Origin of the sequence: Pedobacter heparinus (genome assembly GCF_032678725.1) — a bacterium.
Lineage (GTDB): Bacteria > Bacteroidota > Bacteroidia > Sphingobacteriales > Sphingobacteriaceae > Pedobacter > Pedobacter heparinus_A.
In genome coordinates, this window is record NZ_JAVTSC010000002.1 from 210,940 (window position 1) to 226,780 (window position 15,841).

Genomic DNA, 15,841 nt, shown 5'->3' on the forward strand with positions numbered 1-15,841 from the left:
TTATGTTTAAAACACTATACTGTACCTGGTTCTGTTTTACCCTTATTACTTTTAGTGTCTCGGCGCAAAGCACCGAAAATTACATCAATGCTTATGCCGCTCATGCACAAACGCTGATGCGTTCGTCTAAAATTCCCGCGAGCGTGATCCTGGCTGTTGCCATTCATGAATCTGCTGCCGGCACCAGCAAAATTGCCCGTTACCTGAACAATCATTTCGGCATTAAAGGCGCCAACAGCAACCACCAGATCCGCTCTTCGTATAAGGATTACCCCAGTGCGCTGGAATCCTATGATCATTTTATTGAATTTCTGAGCAGCAGGATGGCTTTCAGAACTTTGTTTGACAAATACGACCAATGCGATTATAAGAACTGGGCCCGGGGGATTCAGCGGGGAGGATATGCCAGAAGCCGGACCTGGGCAGCCCAGATCATTGGCATCATTAACAGGAACAATCTTTACCAATACGATGAAAGACCCGAAGCTAAGCCCGGGCAAAAACTTAAATTATAATGAACAACAGATTATTAGCTTTAGCCCTGGCCGTCGTTTTTTTTAGTGCCTGTAAAACCAAGAAGTACAGCCGCAACAACAAACAGATAGAAAAGACTGCAAATAAGACAAATCCGGATATCAAGTCCTATACTACCCTGAATTACATTGATTCCTTTAAAGGCGTTGCCATTGAGGAGATGAATAAATATGGCATTCCGGCAAGTATTACTTTAGCCCAGGGTATCATCGAATCGGGTAGTGGCAACAGCAGCCTGGCAAAATATGCCAACAACCACTTTGGCATCAAATGCACATCGGAATGGAAGGGAAAAGCCTATTATAAAGATGATGACCAGGCAAATGATTGCTTCAGGGTATATAAAGATGCCCGTGAATCGTACAAAGACCATTCGGAGTTTTTAAAAAGAAAGCGTTACAGTTTTTTGTTTGAACTGGATAAGAACGATTATAAAAACTGGGCTTATGGCTTAAAACAGGCGGGTTATGCCACCAACCCTAAATATCCAACCCTGTTGATCAATGTAATTGACAAGTACCAGCTGTACCAATATGACCAGCCTGAATCGGAGAAAGACAAGCTGAACCGGGAAGACAAGGTATTTACCGAGATCAACGCGAACATTCCCAACGAGAAAAAGAAATTTACGCCCGTGGAGACCCCGCCTTCAAAACAGGTGATCAAAACCCCTGATACCTTAAGGGTTTCGGCCCCTGTTGTACCGGATACATCGGCAGCCGTGCCTGATATTGCACCCATCTTTAAGCCCGCAAGCTATACGGTTAAACAGGGCGATACCTTATATGGCCTGTCCAAACGTTTTAACATCAGCGTCGATGAGCTCAAAACTTTAAATAACCTGACGGATACAGGGATTAAAATCGGACAAAAACTGATCTTAGTTAAATAATGTTAATATTACGTTAGGCTTATCCTTATCTTGTAATTTTGTACCTGAATGAAGTTTTTAATTCTCCTGCTCCTTTTTTATGGCCTGACATTTAAAGTTCTTGCACAACAGGGAAATGTCCAGGGCTTTGTGGTAGATAAGGATTCCAAACTCCGGCTGGCCAAGGTTTACATTTACAATTCGGCCAACGACGAGGGGATTTACAACACGCCGAAAGGTGAATTCAGCATTAAAGCAAAAGCCGGAGACACCTTATTTGCCGTTTTACAGGGCTATGCATTAGATACGGTGGTGTTAAAAGGTCAGAAGGCAGTGTACTTCCAATTGAAATCGCTGGGGATCACCCTGAAAGAGGTGGCCATTATCGGCGACAAGTATACACCAAGGGAGCGCCATGAAAAAACCTTAAAGGAATATAAATACAAGCTGGATAAAGGCAAGGCAAAAGACCTGCTGAATTTGGGTCTGGGAGGTGCCGGACTGGGGATTGATGCCATCTACAACCTGCTGAGCCGGGAAGGTAAAAATGCGCGGCATCTGCAGAAGATCCTGGAAAGGGATTACAAAGAGGCCATTATAGATTACCGCTTTAAACCCGATTATGTAAAGCGGGTTTTGCAGATTGGCGATTATGAGGCGGAGGATTTTATGCAGCAGTACCGCCCCTCATACCAGTTTGTTTTAGCGGCTTCTGATTATGCATTTGTGGTATACCTGCGCAACAGCTATGCCAGCTATAAGCGGAACCCATCGGCTTTCAGGCTGCCCGCATTGCCTAAAATAAACATTGAGCAGTTTTGAAACCATGGTTCCTGATATGGCACAGGCTTCCGGCAAACGGAATGGCGATATTCCCTTTTATTATCATTAAAGATGTGCGGATGAAAACAGACCCGGTGCTGGTTAACCATGAGCGCATCCATTTCAGACAGCAACTGGAATTGCTGGTCCTGCCATTTTACCTGCTGTATCTTTTGAATTACCTGGTCAACCTCATCCGGTATAAAAAACACTACCTGGCTTACTTCAATTTAATTTTTGAAAAGGAGGCTTATGGCTGCGCCGACAACCTGGATTATTTGAAGACAAGGAAGTTTTTTGCCTGGCTAAAGTACCTCTGAACGCTTACCTTAATCTGTCTATTCTGCAATTAGTTTACTATTAAACTTTTAATCAATCACTTTTTTGTTTTTCTTTGTAGGAATGAAGATTTTTTATGCCTACATACTATTCGTCTTTATCGGCACTACAAGCCTGCAGGCGCAGGAAATTGACACGATTCCGATCAATACCAAAGGACTTGACATCAAATTAAAACGCAGTCCGCTGCCTTCAAGAACCGGAACCATCCCATTTAAGGCGGTTCAGCTGGCCCCTGTCGTGGTAGATGCCCGGGTGAATTACTGGAAAACCAGGACTTCTGTAGGCATTAACGTAAACCAGGCTACTTTTTCCAACAACTGGAAAGGCGGGGGTGTAAACTCCCTGGCCATTGGGGGTTTGGTAAACTACAAAGCTGAGTACTCGAAAGAGAGCTATAGTTATGTAAGTGAGGTGATCCTGGAATACGGGAAGATCAAGAATAAAGATCAGTTACAGAAAAAGACCAGGGACAGGATTTTCTGGGACAATAAGGCCGCATTGCAATTGTCGAAAAACTGGTATTTCTTCGGATCGGTAAACTTTGAGTCTCAATTTGACTCCGGCTTTGCTTACAGCAAGAATACGGACGGCAACGAATTTCCAAACCTGATCTCGAAGTTCATGTCCCCGGGCTACCTGACGGAATCTTTCGGTTTCGAATACAAGCCCAGTAAATTTTTCTCCACCAGGATTGGTACCGGTACTGCCCGGCAAACTTTCGTACTGGATACTGCAGTTTATATTACCAGGGATCCAAATGACCCTGACAATCGATTAAAAGACAAAAAAGCCGCTACGAAATACGGCGTTGATTTTGGAAAGAAATTTAAAAATGAACTGGCTTTCCAGGTTGTTGCTGCTTTTGAAAAAGAGATTTTCACCAATACCATGCTCAAATCCAGGTACCAGATGTTTATTCCTTACGACAGGGCACTGGTAAACATAGATCATCGCCTTGATATTTCCATCACCTCTAAATTGAACCGGCTGATGAATGTTTCCCTTACCGGGGTGGGATTGTTTGATCGCGACAATGATACCAGGATACAAGGGAGCCAGACGCTTGCCCTTGGCGTCATGTTTGTCTTCCCGCGCTAATACTTTGAATTGATCCCCTGATTTTCGGGCAAAATTAATACCTTTGGGGCTACAAAAAATTGAACACTAAGCATTAAAAAAAGAAATGTTTGAAAATTTACAGGATAAGCTAGACCGGGCATTTAAAGTTTTAAAAGGACAGGGCAGCATTACAGAGATCAACGTGGCCGAGACCATGAAGGAGATCCGTAAAGCGTTATTGGATGCCGACGTAAACTATAAAACGGCCAAGAGCTTTACCGACGAGGTAAAAGAAAAAGCCTTGGGCCTGAACGTTCTTACAGCAGTTTCTCCGGGTCAGTTGCTGACCAAAGTGATGAACGATGAACTTACGGCTTTAATGGGCGGTGAGGTTACTGAGCTTGATTTAAAAACAAACCCAACCATTATATTAATTGCAGGTTTAAACGGTGCTGGTAAAACCACTTTTACCGGTAAGCTGGCCAATTTCCTGAAAAGTAAAGGCAAGAAGCCTTTATTGGTGGCGGGCGACGTTTACCGGCCTGCTGCGATTGACCAGCTGCAGATCCTGGGCGAACAGATCGGTGTGCCTGTATATGCCAATGTCGCATCCAAAGATCCTGTGGCCATTGCCATGGAAGGTATTGCCGAGGGTAAAAAACAGAACAACAACGTAATTATTATAGATACAGCCGGCCGTTTAGCGATAGATGAGCAGATGATGGATGAGATTGCCGCTGTAAAAGAAAGTACAAAACCGCATGAAATCCTGTTTGTTGTTGATGCCATGACCGGACAGGATGCGGTTAATACTGCAAAAGCATTTAATGACAGGCTCGACTTTACCGGGGTGGTATTGACCAAACTGGACGGCGATACCCGTGGTGGAGCTGCCCTTTCCATTAAATCTGTAGTGAACAAACCGATCAAATTTATCGGTACAGGTGAAAAAATGGAAGCCCTGGACGTGTTCTATCCGGAAAGGATGGCTTCACGTATTTTAGGGATGGGTGACGTAGTTTCACTGGTAGAGCGTGCACAAGAGCAGTTTGACGAAAAAGAAGCCGCAGAACTTCAGAAAAAGATCCGTAAAAATAAGTTTGACTTCAACGACTTTTACAACCAGATCCAGCAGATCAAGAAAATGGGTAACATGAAGGACCTGATGGGCATGATACCGGGTGTAGGAAAAATGATGAAGAACGTAGACATTGAGGATGATGCTTTTAAAAATGTAGAGGCCATTATCCAGTCGATGACCAAATATGAGCGCGAAAACCCGGACAGCATCCAGCAAAGCAGGCGTTTGCGTATTGCCAATGGATCCGGCAATAAAGTAGAGGAGGTAACCAAGCTGATCAAACAGTTTGAAGACATGCGGAAAGTAATGAAACAATTCTCTAATCCGGCGGCCGCAGCCAGGATGATGAAAAACATGCCTAAAATGCCTCAGGGCAGAATGTAAGGTTATTCTAAAAATAATTTCTGGTTTTTCTGACCACCTTATCATAAAATCGGTATAGATTCACTTAAATGAATTTATACCGATTTTTTTATGCTGATAAAAACTTACGGCAGTGCCGTTTTTGGGGTAGATGCTTTAACCATTACCATTGAGGTAAGCATAGGGGGAGGCAACCGGTACCACATTGTGGGATTACCCGACAATGCGATCAAAGAAAGCCTGAGAAGGATAGAGAGTGCCATACAATCGGCAGGACTTAAAATGCCCAGGCAAAAAATTGTGATCAACCTGGCCCCTGCAGATATCCGGAAGGAGGGTTCTGCCTATGACCTGCCTATTGCCATTGGCATTTTAGCGGCCTCTGGCCAACTGGAAAGCACGGAGATAGAGAAATACTTTATCATGGGCGAACTGTCGCTGGATGGCGGCTTACAGTCAATAAAAGGCGCCTTACCCATTTCCATACAGGCCCAGGCTGCAGGCTTTAAAGGCTTCATCCTCCCGGAGGACAATTCCAGGGAGGCGGCCATTGTAAGCGGGCTCCTGGTATATGGGATGCGCAATTTAATGGAGGTAGTTTCCTTTTTTAATGGCAGCTCTGCTGCTGCACCGGTGCAAGTAAATACCAGGGATGAGTTTTTAAGCCACATCAATAGTTATGAGCAGGATTTTTCGGATGTAAGGGGTCAGGAAAACATCAAAAGGGCCCTCGAAATTGCAGCAGCAGGGGGCCATAACCTGATATTGATTGGTCCGCCGGGTGCAGGGAAGACCATGCTGGCCAAACGCCTGCCTACCATTTTACCTCCGCTAAACCTGCAGGAAGCACTGGAAACAACCAAAATATATTCTGTTGCCGGAAAGCGGAATGCTGCCGATTCGCTGATGACAGAAAGACCTTACCGGAGCCCGCATCATACCATTTCGGATATGGCCCTGGTAGGTGGCGGGGCCAATCCACAGCCCGGAGAGATCTCTCTTGCCCATAACGGTGTTTTGTTCTTAGATGAGCTGCCGGAATTTAAACGCAGTGTGCTGGAAGTGATGCGACAGCCACTGGAAGACCGCAGGGTAACTATTTCCAGGGCGCGGTTAAGCGTGGAATATCCCGCCAGTTTTATGCTCATTGCTTCAATGAACCCCTGTCCCTGCGGCTTTTTCAATCATCCGGAAAAAGAATGTATTTGCGCTCCGGGGCAGGTTCAACGTTACCTGAGTAAAATTTCAGGGCCGCTGTTAGACCGGATAGACCTGCATGTAGAGGTAACCCCGGTAAATTTTAATGAGCTGGCCTCCGCGCACAAAGCAGAGAAAAGTTTAGCGATCCGGGAAAGGGTGATCAGGGCACGGGCCGTTCAGGACCTCAGGTTCAGCCGCCGGACCAACCTGCATTACAATGCACAGATGAGTCCTAATATGGTGAGGGAGATCTGTAAAATAGATGATGCCGGACAAACACTGATCAAAAAAGCCATGGAAAAACTCGGGCTTTCGGCCAGGGCATACGACCGCATCTTAAAGGTAGCCAGGACCATTGCCGACCTGGCAGAGACAGAAGCCATTACATTGGCGCATCTTGCCGAAGCCATACATTACCGGAGCCTGGACCGGGACAGCTGGTCTGGTTAATCCGGCAAGTCTTCTTCGTCCTCTTCTTCGGGCACATAAGCGACTATGGCGCGTCCGATGGCATTGATCTCTTCATCCAGTTCAAATAAAGGCAAGCTGGTTTCGGGATCCAGCTTTAGCCATTGTTCGTCCGTATCTTTCTGGATCTCGACGTATTCTTTGCCATTTTTAAAAATTACATAAGTATCGTTGCCTTCCGGGAAAACGGCATAGTCTGTAGTTCCGATGGTGATGTCAAAAGGTTGTTGCATAATCAGCGCAAAGTTGAATAATTATAGAATTGAATTTTTCCAGTGCCGTTAACCGTTATGGTTTTGGATTCTTCCGTCCCTCCGGCAGATTTTAAACTAAGGGTTAGGGTATTGTCTCCCCTTTTTAATGGGATACGGGTATAACTGATGTTGGCAGGCAGCGACTGCCAGTTGCGGGTATCGGCTTTTTCCGAGAGCAGGCTGTACAGCTGCATCCCGATGCCCAGGCCTTCCAGCAGGGAATTGTCTTTCCCATCCTTGCCATTTCCTTTAGCGCTTTGCCTCAACACATACTCTGCACTCTTTTTAACGGCGAGCCGGGTCAATACCTTTCCCATTTCTTTCATAAAACGCTGATCAAGCGTTTTAAAAGCCAGCTCGTTGATGTCTTCTGCTTTTTCAAATGAAAGCATTTCCGTTCCGTTACTTAGCGTTGCCGTGCTGTAGTAAGGTATACGTAACTGGTATTTGGGATACGTTGCCCTTAGGCTTTCTACCCCATTGAGGCTAAAATTGCTGTTGCTGTAGGAATGGTTAAAAGGGATGATGATCGTTCCGCCAAGGTTGGTAAAGAACAAGTCGCCATTACTGCCTTTGATCAACGAGAAGAACAGTTCTTCCTGCTTTTTTATTGGTGCCAGACCATTTTCCCAGAAAAAGATAAGTTCTCCGCCATCCGGGGCCTGCTCAGGCTGGTATTTCAGCCCAAACAATTCTTCAAAACGGTTAAGCTCGGCGGTAAAACCATTCTGCGCAGCCGTTTTCAACACATCCCGTTTCAAAGCTTCCGGCATTTTTACACCGTACCAGGTCTGGTCTTTATTTTTCAGGTAAACTTCCGCTGCATTTCTGTAAGCAATAAATGCATTGTTCACATCTCCGTCCTGCTCATAGATCAGGCCCTGAAGCATCAGGGAAAATGCGTCTTTTGAGTAGCGGCTCTCCTTATCATTAAATTTATCTCCCTGCTCCTGTGACTGCAGCGTAATGCGTCTGGCTTCTACAATGGCGTCTTCGGTCCTATTCAGGTATACATAGTTCAATGCCTTATAGTAATGGATCATGAACTTCTCGAAATCCTCCCCTTTATAACTTTGCGTCATTGGGTTTACCAGGGTGCCTACCATAGCATCCATAGCCCCGCCAATTCCGCTTTCCAGCAGCTGATCGGCTTCATTAAAATACCGGTTGCTATTTTCATAATCGCCGGCCAGATGGCTGGCCTTTCCTTTTTCCATCAGGAAAAGGAGCTTGTTGCGCGGTTTCTGCAACAGCTTGTTCTTGTCCAGCTCCTTTACCGCTTCGGGGTAATTACCTGCAGAGATTTGCTGGTAATAAGACGCGATCATGTCGTTATAGCTGGCGCAGCCGGAAAGAAAAAGCACCAGACCCAAAAAGAATGATGCTTTAAAAATATTGCTTCGGATAGCTGTCATAGGGTATTTAGCCGGGCTGCTGCCAACTAATTCTTAACGTATTTAGCTATTTTCTTATCGCCGATCCATACCACTTCATTGGTCTGGATGTCTGTAAGCTCCAGGTTTACCTGGTAATAAACAACCTTTTTGCGTTTATGGGAATCCACAATAGAATTGATAGAACCTTGCAGGATATAATCAGCCCCGTTTTCCAGTCCGAACTTTTTCATGGTAGATACCGATGCGTTGTCCTGCTGATCGGCTTTCTCTGCACGCAGTTCTTCTCTTTTTTTACCCCCCTGCACCAGGCGTACACGTTCGCTTTTAATAAATGCCTGCTCTACATCTTTTACAAAGGTTTCTGCATCAATGTGTTCATGGCTTTTATTTTTAACCACCCCAATAACCACAACTGGTCTTTTGCCTTGTTTTTCTTCCAGATGTGTGGATAGCCACTTACCGCCTAAAACGGTCTGGGTCATTTCTTCAGCTACAAGCCTGGAATCGGTGTTGTTCCAGTTGCCGCTCACGTCTATGGCCTGTTCGGTATTTACCCGTGTAACTTGTCGTGAACAGGAGCTGATGAGCATTCCGGAAACGGCGACGGCCGTTAAGATCATTATTTTTTTAAATTGCATATTTTGAATATAAAGTTTTAATGTTGTTTTTACCTCCTGCCCCAGGGCCTGCTGTTGCCCCAGCTATAACCCATGTATCCGCCATAGTTGAAGCCTCTGCCAAAACCATAATTACCATAACTGATAGATGGGTAATAATAAGGGCTGCCGTAATAGTAACCACTATTGAGATTCAGCTGATAATTCCTTTCTCTTCTGAGTTTTCTTTTTTCTTCCCGGGCCTCATACCAGTCATAGGCCTTATAGGTTTGCTGTACGGTTGACCCCTGGTCACGGTTCAAAGAATCGGCCAGCTCAATGTATTTGGCCCGGCTTTCCTGATAACGAGGGTTTTGATCCTTTACCAGGTCTGGTTTTTGGGCATAGCCTGCAGAAGCATAAACCATCACTGTTATGCATGTCCATACAAAAGTCCAGTTCGTTTTCATTTCATCCATTTTTTATCTAATGAACCTGTACTGCTGATACCCGGCTCATTATTTGTTAGCTTTATATAAAATTACAGAATTTTAAATGATCTGTAAGGCTTTAACCTATTTTAACATCAGACGTGCAACAGGGGCTAAATGTTACTTGCTTTTAATTTTTTTATAAACTCAATAAACTTTTCGCTGGCGTAATTTGCCGCACCAGATTCCTGGTAAGAAATACGTCCCTTTTTATCAAATACCACAGTTGTTGGCAATGAGCCCTTAAAAATGACATCGGGGATACTGCTGGCAGCGATGTACACAGGCATCTGATAACCTTTTCTATCCATATATTGCTGTGCTTTTGCAAAATTGCTGTCGGCATCCACCAGGATAAAAATAACGTCTTTATCGCTTTTAAACTGCGTATACAGTTTATGAACAGATGGCATTTCGGCCAGGCAGGGCGGGCACCAGGTAGCCCAGAAATTCACGAAAACCACCTTCCCTTTTAAACTGCCCAGGTCAATTTCCCTGCCTCCGGCATCCTTAAACTTTATCCCCGACAGACCGTTTAGCACTGTACCTGTATTTTTTGTTTCCGTTTGTACCACATCAGGCCTGAAAAGTCCAAATTCCATCAGCCCTCTTATCATCAGGGCCTTGGCAGCAGGAACAAAAATAAGCACTAGAAAAATGGCTACAAACAAAAGGTTCAGGCCATTTTTTTTGTTAAAAATCTTGTTCATGGGCATTTGTTTTTTGTAAAGCTACAGGATTATTCTTGTAAGCTTTCCAAGCTGTCCGGCTTTTGACATTTTGCTGTTAAAGGAAGGATTGATGGAGATTAGAAATCAAACTTCAGCCTGATACCCGTACCCAACAGGTAAAGATTTTCTTTAGTAAATTCCTTTACCGGCAATTTCAGAAAAGGTTCTACTGATAAAGAACGCTTGTCGGATATCTGCTGTTTATACCCAAAGGAAATGTTATAAAAACCAAGGTATTTATCATTCCTCACCTCTGCCGAAGGAACCGCTTCCGAAACGCTTTTCTGGCTGAAAACAGCATTGAATCCAGCAGGGTTTCCCTGATCTGATAACCTGGGTTCAACCGTTCCCTGCAGGTAATTGTTATTTTGTTTCTGGCTTAACACTGCAAAAGCAGAGAGCCCGACATTGGTATAAAACTTTTTGTTGAAATAATATTTGACCTCGATCGGGATATCCAAACCAACCAGGTTGGCATCAACAGATTGCAAACTTTTGGTCTCATGGACCATTGCTGACGGTCCTGCGGGACTGTTTGGTGCGCTTTCTGTTGCACTGCTCAGGTCTTTTGAAGCCCCCATCTCACTGTAGGAAATACCCGAGCTAATGGAAACTTTATCGGATAAAGCGTATGCCATACTTACGCCATAACCCATATTCAACTTTTTACTGTTTCCTATAGAAGGGGCCACCACAAGTCCCATTTCCCATTTGTCGCCCTTTTTAGCCGTTGTTTTTGTCTGGGCCAGCGCCGGATTGGTTTTTACTTCTGCATCCAGGAATTCCTGGAAACTGCGCGGCGGATCAGTTTTAACTGGTGTTTCCGCTACAGGGCTAGCCTCTGCGGATGCTACAGTTCCATTTTTTAGACCAGGAACAGGGTCCGTTTTAACCTGAACCGGCTGGTCTTTTGAATCAATTGCAGGCCCTGAGTCCGGCTGTTTTGCTTTAACAATTAAAGGACTGTTACTGATGTTATTGTTGCTGCGCTGCACATTTACTGCCTCATTTTGGGCTACCGTGGTTTTCAGATTTTCGGTGATGTTGCGCACTGTACCTGTTTTGTTAACTTCGGATAACACTGCCGTATCTGGCAACTCCACTTTATCTGGCAGGATGTCGTTCGTTTTTGTAAGCTTTACTGTTTCCTTATCCGTCGTTTTATTGCTGGCATTAAATAAGGCAAAGCCAATGATCAGTGCAACGGCAGCCGCGCTTAAACTGCTGAGCCAAAGCAAACCTCTTCCCCTGCGCTCTTTCTTTTCAAAGCGCTCCCATGCACCAGGAAGATAGGCTTCCTCGTGTTCCGTCAAACTTTCCCTAATATGAGCAATCAGCTCGTCATCTTCCGCTTTCATGTTTTTCGGATTTGAATGTTTGTCGACTCGTATGCATTTATAAGCGAGTTCTTATAAAGTGCTCTCAACTTGTTCTTTGCCCTTGTGAGGTAAACCCTGCAGGAGCTCTCAGGGATATTCAACATATTTGAAATCTCTTCATGCGAAAAGCCTTCAATTTCGTACATATTAAAAACCAATTTGTGTGTTTCTGGCAGTTTGTTCAGCATCTTCATCATATCCTGTACATTTAGCTGCGAAATGGCACTCAACTCCGTAAGTGGCTGCTGCGCTTCTGTAATGTCGTCAACATATAAAAAAGTCTTTTTACCCCTTAAAAAATCTATAGCCGTCCGGGAAGAAATTTTGGCGATCCAACCCTTAAAGGCCTTTTGCAGCTGGTCGTTATATTTAGGGGAACTAAACTGGCCAATGTTTTTAAATATCTTGATAAAGCTATCATTTACAAGTTCTTCCGCATCATTTCTATCTTCAACGTAGCGTAAAATTACGCCCATTAAATAGCCATAGAATGATTTATATACCATCTCTTTACTCTTATTGTCGTTCCTTAAGCACCCCGCAATAGCGTCCTCAAACTTGAGCATTCCTTCTTAAGCAATTAGGGGTTTACTTTGTTTCATAGGCCTCAGCTGAATTAAAAGAGGATGTCTGTACAAAATTACAGAACATCCTCTAATATAAACAGATATTATTTGTGTGTGTAAATTGCAGCACCCAGCTTCAGGCTGTCTATCGCAGCAGCCTGAAGGCCTTTCGCATAAATGGTATAGATTTTACCTTTTTCTATTTTAACATTTGGCAAGGTTGTTTTAACCGCATTATTTTCTTTAATGTCGAAAGTGATGCTTTCGCCAGGGTTAACGTCAGCAAAGGTAGTGTACTCATAAAATGTCTTGTTGGTAAACAGGTCCGTTTCTGCATCATGAATACCCAGGCTTAAAGAACCACCATCTTTACTTAAATTGATAAAGCGAACTTTTGCTTTGTCGGCAGCAGGAGCAGTCAGGTCATCCTCTGTTAAAAGGAATTTTTTTGTATTCTCTTTAACGGTATCTATCACAAAAACAGAATAACCTACACCTGATTTCAGGTTAAAATTTTCAGACATCAATAATTTATTGGAATTCCTTTTGGTTATGCCCAGCCTTCTGGTTCCTGGAAACAGATTTAAATAATCAATTTTAGCATTGTAATTTAAAGCTTTAGCATCGTTTACCCGGGTCTGGTCAACAATAAAATCCAAAGATAAGGTATCTGGATAAGCCATGATGATGGAAAGCCCTGCCACTTGCTGAGGCTCAATCCTGTCTTTTGAACAAGCCGCAAAAACTACGGATACCGTTACTACAGCAATAAGCGTTTTAAATATCGTTTTGAAATTTCTTGTTAGTTTCATCTTTTTATTTTTTTTAGTTGTTTCATGAAGCCGCTGATTAAATAATCCTGCCACATTCATGAGTTCATTTTTAAATTTTATTAAACAATTTGTTAATGGCCATTAACTCTTTTTCTTCTTAAAACGAGTGCCACATCAAAAACGCTACATTACATCTGTTTTTTTTGAGAACGGTTTATTCCCGAAAAGAATTATTGATGGAAATCCCTTAATTTTGACAGTAAATAATTTAAGGTTACATCACAATTCATTAGCCATGCAGGAATCCAATTCATTAACCCAGGTAGCTGAGTTTCATAAAACATTTAAACACCCGATAAAAGAAACACCGGGCATCCCTTCAAGGGAAAGGGCAAATTTAAGGGTTTCCTTACTGGCAGAGGAACTTCAGGAATTAAAACAGGCGATTGAAGCCAACGATTTTGTTGAGGTTGCCGATGCCCTGTGCGATCTGCAATACGTATTGGCTGGGGCCATCCTTGAATTTGGATTGGGCGATAAGTTCAAATCCCTTTTTGATGAGGTGCACCGGTCCAACATGAGCAAGGCCTGTAAGTCGCTTGAAGAAGCAAACGAAACCATCGCCCATTACAGAAAAAACCACCAGTGCGATGCTTATCACAAAGAAGAAGAGGAATTGTTCCTGGTATACAGATCAAATGACGACAAGACTTTAAAATCGATCAATTACTCTCCGGCTGACCTTAAAAGACTGATCTGATCGAAGAACAACACAACGGAAATATCATACAAAGGCCGGGCGCTATAATGAGCGCCCGGCCTTTTATTGTAATATTTCAGAAAAAAATCAGCGGCTCCGAGGAGGCATAGCGTCTTTCCCGATTCTTCATCGGGAATTATGCAGCCTCCGAAGAGCCTGCTTATTTTTTATCCTTATCAAACTATATCAATTCTACACTCCTGCTTACAAAAGCTGTCAATTCCGCTCCCGTCAACATTCCCTGAGCCAATAAAGCAAGATCTACAGCCTGTTTGGCCAGCAAGCCCTGCTCCTCTTCGTCCTTGGCAGAAATAATCTTTCCAATCAGCTTATGGTTACCATTGATCGCCACTTTATAGCTATCAGGCATATTGCCATAAAAGCCCATTCCGCCACCCATAGCGGCCATATCCTTCATACGGCGCATAAACTCATCCATGGTTACTGTTACTGGCAACTCATCAGGGTTTAAACCTACGATTTCCACATGATAACCTGGTTTGTTAATGGCTTTGTCAAATATCTCCGCAACCTTTTTACTCTGCTCTTCTGTCAATACCGACTCCACATGGTCGTCCTTCTCGATCAGCTTACTCGCTACACTCGAATCCACCCGTTTTAACGATGTTTTTTCCAGTTTCTGCTCCAGGTGCTGTACAAAATGATTGTCAATCGGAGAATTCATCAGCAATACGTCGTATTCCTTTTTATTGGCCGACTGGATAAAACTATCCTGCTTGGCCGGATCGTTCGCGTAGATGTAAACCAGTTGCCCGTTTTTATCGGTCTGGGCGTCTTTTACCTTATCCCTGTACTCTTCTAAAGTATAGCTTTCCTGTTTTGTATTGGTCAGCAAGGCGAAATCCTTAGCTTTTTCATAGAATTTCTCTTCGCTCACCATTCCGTATTTTACGAACAGGCCGATATCCCCCCACTTCTCTTCATAACCTTTACGGTCTTTATTGAACAACTCCTGTAGCTTATCTGCCACTTTCTTGGTAATGTAGCTGTTGATCTTCTTCACGTTGCTATCGGCCTGTAAAAAGCTCCTGGAAACGTTTAAAGGAATATCCGGAGAATCAATCACTCCATGCAGCAACATTAAAAATTCAGGAACAATATCTTTTACCTCATCCGTGATGAACACCTGGCGGGAGAACAACTTGATCTTATTGCGTTGCATGTCAAAATCATTCTTCACCTTAGGGAAATACAATACACCTGTTAAGTTAAAAGGGTAATCTACATTCAGGTGGATCCAGAACAAAGGATCTTCCGAAAAAGGATACAATTGTTTATAAAAGTCCAGATAGTCTTCGTCTGACAAATCTGCAGGTGCCTTGGTCCAGATCGGATTGGTCGTATTGATGATGTTATCTACCTCAACACTTTTCGTTTTTGCTTTTCCTTCTTCATCTTCGCCGTCTGGCTCCTGTACCGTTTTTGTGCCAAACTTAATCGGAACAGGCAAAAACTTGCCATATTTATCCAGAATTTCTTCCAGTTTGTGTTTACTTAAAAACTCTTCCGACTCTGCATTGATGTGCAGAATGATCTCAGTACCCCTTGTGGTTCTGTTGCCTGCTGTAATTTCAAATTCAGTACTGCCATCACATACCCAACGTGCAGCTTCAGCACCTTCCTGGTAAGAAAGTGTCTGGATCTCTACCAGATCCGCAACCATAAAGGCCGAATAGAAGCCCAAACCAAATTTACCAATGATCTCGTTCGCATCTTTGGCATCTTTAAACTTCTCCACAAACTCACTGGCACCTGAAAAGGCCACCTGGTTGATGTATTTTTTGATCTCTTCGGCAGTCATTCCCAAGCCATTATCGGTAATGGTAATGGTCTTTTTTTCTTCGTCTACTGCAACTTCAACCAGCGGGCTGCCCAGCTCCCCGTTGTATTGTCCAAGTGCTGCGAGGCGTTTAATTTTTTGTACCGCATCAACGGCATTGGAAACCAGTTCTCTTAAAAAGATCTCGTTGTCTGAATACAGGAATTTCTTGATGATCGGGAAAATGTTCTCCGTGTGAATGGATATGCTTCCTTTTTCTTCTATGCTCATATGTTAACTCATTTTTAAGTACATAACACTGCTATCAATGCCTATTCCAAACTGGCATTGTTGTCAAATTGACAGTTCAATAA

The 15,841-nt window shown here is 43.6% G+C and carries 17 protein-coding genes; 8 read left to right on the forward strand and 9 right to left on the reverse strand.

All coding sequences use genetic code 11. The features are described 5' to 3' along the window. Positions 1-2 precede the first annotated feature (2 nt). The 7 genes from R2Q85_RS04130 (at position 3) to R2Q85_RS04160 (ending at position 6,722) form a co-directional block, all read left to right on the forward strand. On the forward strand, positions 3-515 hold the full coding sequence (locus R2Q85_RS04130) for a glucosaminidase domain-containing protein (protein WP_316810482.1): 513 nt from the start codon (positions 3-5) through the stop codon (positions 513-515). After that, positions 515-1,426 (forward strand): glucosaminidase domain-containing protein, encoded by a 912-nt coding sequence (locus R2Q85_RS04135; RefSeq protein WP_316810483.1) that lies wholly within the window; start codon positions 515-517, stop codon positions 1,424-1,426. Before R2Q85_RS04130 ends, R2Q85_RS04135 begins: the two co-directional genes overlap by 1 nt. Before the next feature lie 48 nt (positions 1,427-1,474). Next, complete coding sequence (locus R2Q85_RS04140; RefSeq protein WP_316810484.1) at positions 1,475-2,227, forward strand: hypothetical protein; 753 nt, start codon at positions 1,475-1,477, stop codon at positions 2,225-2,227. Then, complete coding sequence (locus R2Q85_RS04145; protein ID WP_316810485.1) at positions 2,224-2,547, forward strand: hypothetical protein; 324 nt, start codon at positions 2,224-2,226, stop codon at positions 2,545-2,547. The genes R2Q85_RS04140 and R2Q85_RS04145 overlap by 4 nt, the downstream gene beginning before the upstream one ends. Before the next feature lie 82 nt (positions 2,548-2,629). Then, complete coding sequence (locus R2Q85_RS04150) at positions 2,630-3,667, forward strand: DUF3078 domain-containing protein (protein ID WP_316810486.1); 1,038 nt, start codon at positions 2,630-2,632, stop codon at positions 3,665-3,667. Between the two features lie 85 nt (positions 3,668-3,752). After that, entirely contained in the window at positions 3,753-5,093 is a 1,341-nt protein-coding gene (gene ffh, locus R2Q85_RS04155; RefSeq protein ID WP_316810487.1) for a signal recognition particle protein, read from the forward strand. A 90-nt stretch (positions 5,094-5,183) separates the two neighbouring features. Next, positions 5,184-6,722 carry a YifB family Mg chelatase-like AAA ATPase gene (locus R2Q85_RS04160; protein WP_316810488.1) on the forward strand — a complete coding sequence of 513 codons (1,539 nt, stop codon included), beginning with the start codon at positions 5,184-5,186 and terminating at the stop codon, positions 6,720-6,722. Here the strand turns inward: R2Q85_RS04160 and R2Q85_RS04165 are convergent. From R2Q85_RS04165 to R2Q85_RS04200, 8 genes are all read right to left on the reverse strand, one after another. Next, positions 6,719-6,973, reverse strand: a complete 255-nt coding sequence (locus tag R2Q85_RS04165; RefSeq protein ID WP_316810489.1) for a hypothetical protein — start codon at positions 6,971-6,973, stop codon at positions 6,719-6,721. The genes R2Q85_RS04160 and R2Q85_RS04165 overlap by 4 nt on opposite strands. A 2-nt stretch (positions 6,974-6,975) precedes the next feature. Beyond that, on the reverse strand, positions 6,976-8,409 hold the full coding sequence (locus tag R2Q85_RS04170; protein ID WP_316810490.1) for a hypothetical protein: 1,434 nt from the start codon (positions 8,407-8,409) through the stop codon (positions 6,976-6,978). Positions 8,410-8,435: 26 nt separating this feature from the next. Next, positions 8,436-9,029 (reverse strand): penicillin-binding protein activator LpoB, encoded by a 594-nt coding sequence (locus R2Q85_RS04175; protein WP_316810491.1) that lies wholly within the window; start codon positions 9,027-9,029, stop codon positions 8,436-8,438. 29 nt (positions 9,030-9,058) lie between these two features. Continuing rightward, complete coding sequence (locus R2Q85_RS04180; RefSeq protein ID WP_316810492.1) at positions 9,059-9,457, reverse strand: hypothetical protein; 399 nt, start codon at positions 9,455-9,457, stop codon at positions 9,059-9,061. Positions 9,458-9,591: 134 nt separating this feature from the next. Then, entirely contained in the window at positions 9,592-10,188 is a 597-nt protein-coding gene (locus R2Q85_RS04185) for a TlpA disulfide reductase family protein (RefSeq protein ID WP_316810493.1), read from the reverse strand. A gap of 98 nt (positions 10,189-10,286) precedes the next feature. Then, on the reverse strand, positions 10,287-11,567 hold the full coding sequence (locus tag R2Q85_RS04190) for an outer membrane beta-barrel protein (protein ID WP_316810494.1): 1,281 nt from the start codon (positions 11,565-11,567) through the stop codon (positions 10,287-10,289). Further along, positions 11,564-12,154 carry an RNA polymerase sigma factor gene (locus R2Q85_RS04195; RefSeq protein ID WP_316810495.1) on the reverse strand — a complete coding sequence of 197 codons (591 nt, stop codon included), beginning with the start codon at positions 12,152-12,154 and terminating at the stop codon, positions 11,564-11,566. Before R2Q85_RS04195 ends, R2Q85_RS04190 begins: the two co-directional genes overlap by 4 nt. Before the next feature lie 104 nt (positions 12,155-12,258). Further along, on the reverse strand, positions 12,259-12,966 hold the full coding sequence (locus R2Q85_RS04200) for a DUF4397 domain-containing protein (protein ID WP_316810496.1): 708 nt from the start codon (positions 12,964-12,966) through the stop codon (positions 12,259-12,261). Between the two features lie 214 nt (positions 12,967-13,180). On the opposite strand from R2Q85_RS04200, the gene R2Q85_RS04205 reads away from it, so the two are divergent. Then, on the forward strand, positions 13,181-13,687 hold the full coding sequence (locus R2Q85_RS04205; protein ID WP_316810497.1) for a nucleoside triphosphate pyrophosphohydrolase family protein: 507 nt from the start codon (positions 13,181-13,183) through the stop codon (positions 13,685-13,687). A 181-nt stretch (positions 13,688-13,868) separates the two neighbouring features. On the opposite strand, the gene htpG is transcribed toward R2Q85_RS04205, so the two are convergent. Further along, a complete protein-coding gene (gene htpG / locus R2Q85_RS04210) occupies positions 13,869-15,758 on the reverse strand; it encodes a molecular chaperone HtpG (RefSeq protein ID WP_410478837.1) in 1,890 nt (629 codons plus the stop codon). Positions 15,759-15,841 lie beyond the last annotated feature (83 nt).

What these genes read in the sequence shown, in the direction of transcription:
- R2Q85_RS04130 (WP_316810482.1), top strand. Translation starts at nt 3, where the DNA reads ATGTTTAAAACACTATACTGTACCTGGTTCTGTTTTACCCTTATTACT.
- R2Q85_RS04135 (WP_316810483.1), top strand. Translation starts at nt 515, where the DNA reads ATGAACAACAGATTATTAGCTTTAGCCCTGGCCGTCGTTTTTTTTAGT.
- R2Q85_RS04140 (WP_316810484.1), top strand. Translation starts at nt 1,475, where the DNA reads ATGAAGTTTTTAATTCTCCTGCTCCTTTTTTATGGCCTGACATTTAAA.
- R2Q85_RS04150 (WP_316810486.1), top strand. Translation starts at nt 2,630, where the DNA reads ATGAAGATTTTTTATGCCTACATACTATTCGTCTTTATCGGCACTACA.
- ffh (WP_316810487.1), top strand. Translation starts at nt 3,753, where the DNA reads ATGTTTGAAAATTTACAGGATAAGCTAGACCGGGCATTTAAAGTTTTA.
- R2Q85_RS04160 (WP_316810488.1), top strand. Translation starts at nt 5,184, where the DNA reads ATGCTGATAAAAACTTACGGCAGTGCCGTTTTTGGGGTAGATGCTTTA.
- R2Q85_RS04165 (WP_316810489.1), bottom strand. Translation starts at nt 6,973, where the DNA reads ATGCAACAACCTTTTGACATCACCATCGGAACTACAGACTATGCCGTT.
- R2Q85_RS04170 (WP_316810490.1), bottom strand. Translation starts at nt 8,409, where the DNA reads ATGACAGCTATCCGAAGCAATATTTTTAAAGCATCATTCTTTTTGGGT.
- R2Q85_RS04175 (WP_316810491.1), bottom strand. Translation starts at nt 9,029, where the DNA reads ATGCAATTTAAAAAAATAATGATCTTAACGGCCGTCGCCGTTTCCGGA.
- R2Q85_RS04180 (WP_316810492.1), bottom strand. Translation starts at nt 9,457, where the DNA reads ATGAAAACGAACTGGACTTTTGTATGGACATGCATAACAGTGATGGTT.
- R2Q85_RS04185 (WP_316810493.1), bottom strand. Translation starts at nt 10,188, where the DNA reads ATGAACAAGATTTTTAACAAAAAAAATGGCCTGAACCTTTTGTTTGTA.
- R2Q85_RS04190 (WP_316810494.1), bottom strand. Translation starts at nt 11,567, where the DNA reads ATGAAAGCGGAAGATGACGAGCTGATTGCTCATATTAGGGAAAGTTTG.
- R2Q85_RS04195 (WP_316810495.1), bottom strand. Translation starts at nt 12,154, where the DNA reads ATGCTCAAGTTTGAGGACGCTATTGCGGGGTGCTTAAGGAACGACAAT.
- R2Q85_RS04200 (WP_316810496.1), bottom strand. Translation starts at nt 12,966, where the DNA reads ATGAAACTAACAAGAAATTTCAAAACGATATTTAAAACGCTTATTGCT.
- htpG (WP_410478837.1), bottom strand. Translation starts at nt 15,758, where the DNA reads ATGAGCATAGAAGAAAAAGGAAGCATATCCATTCACACGGAGAACATT.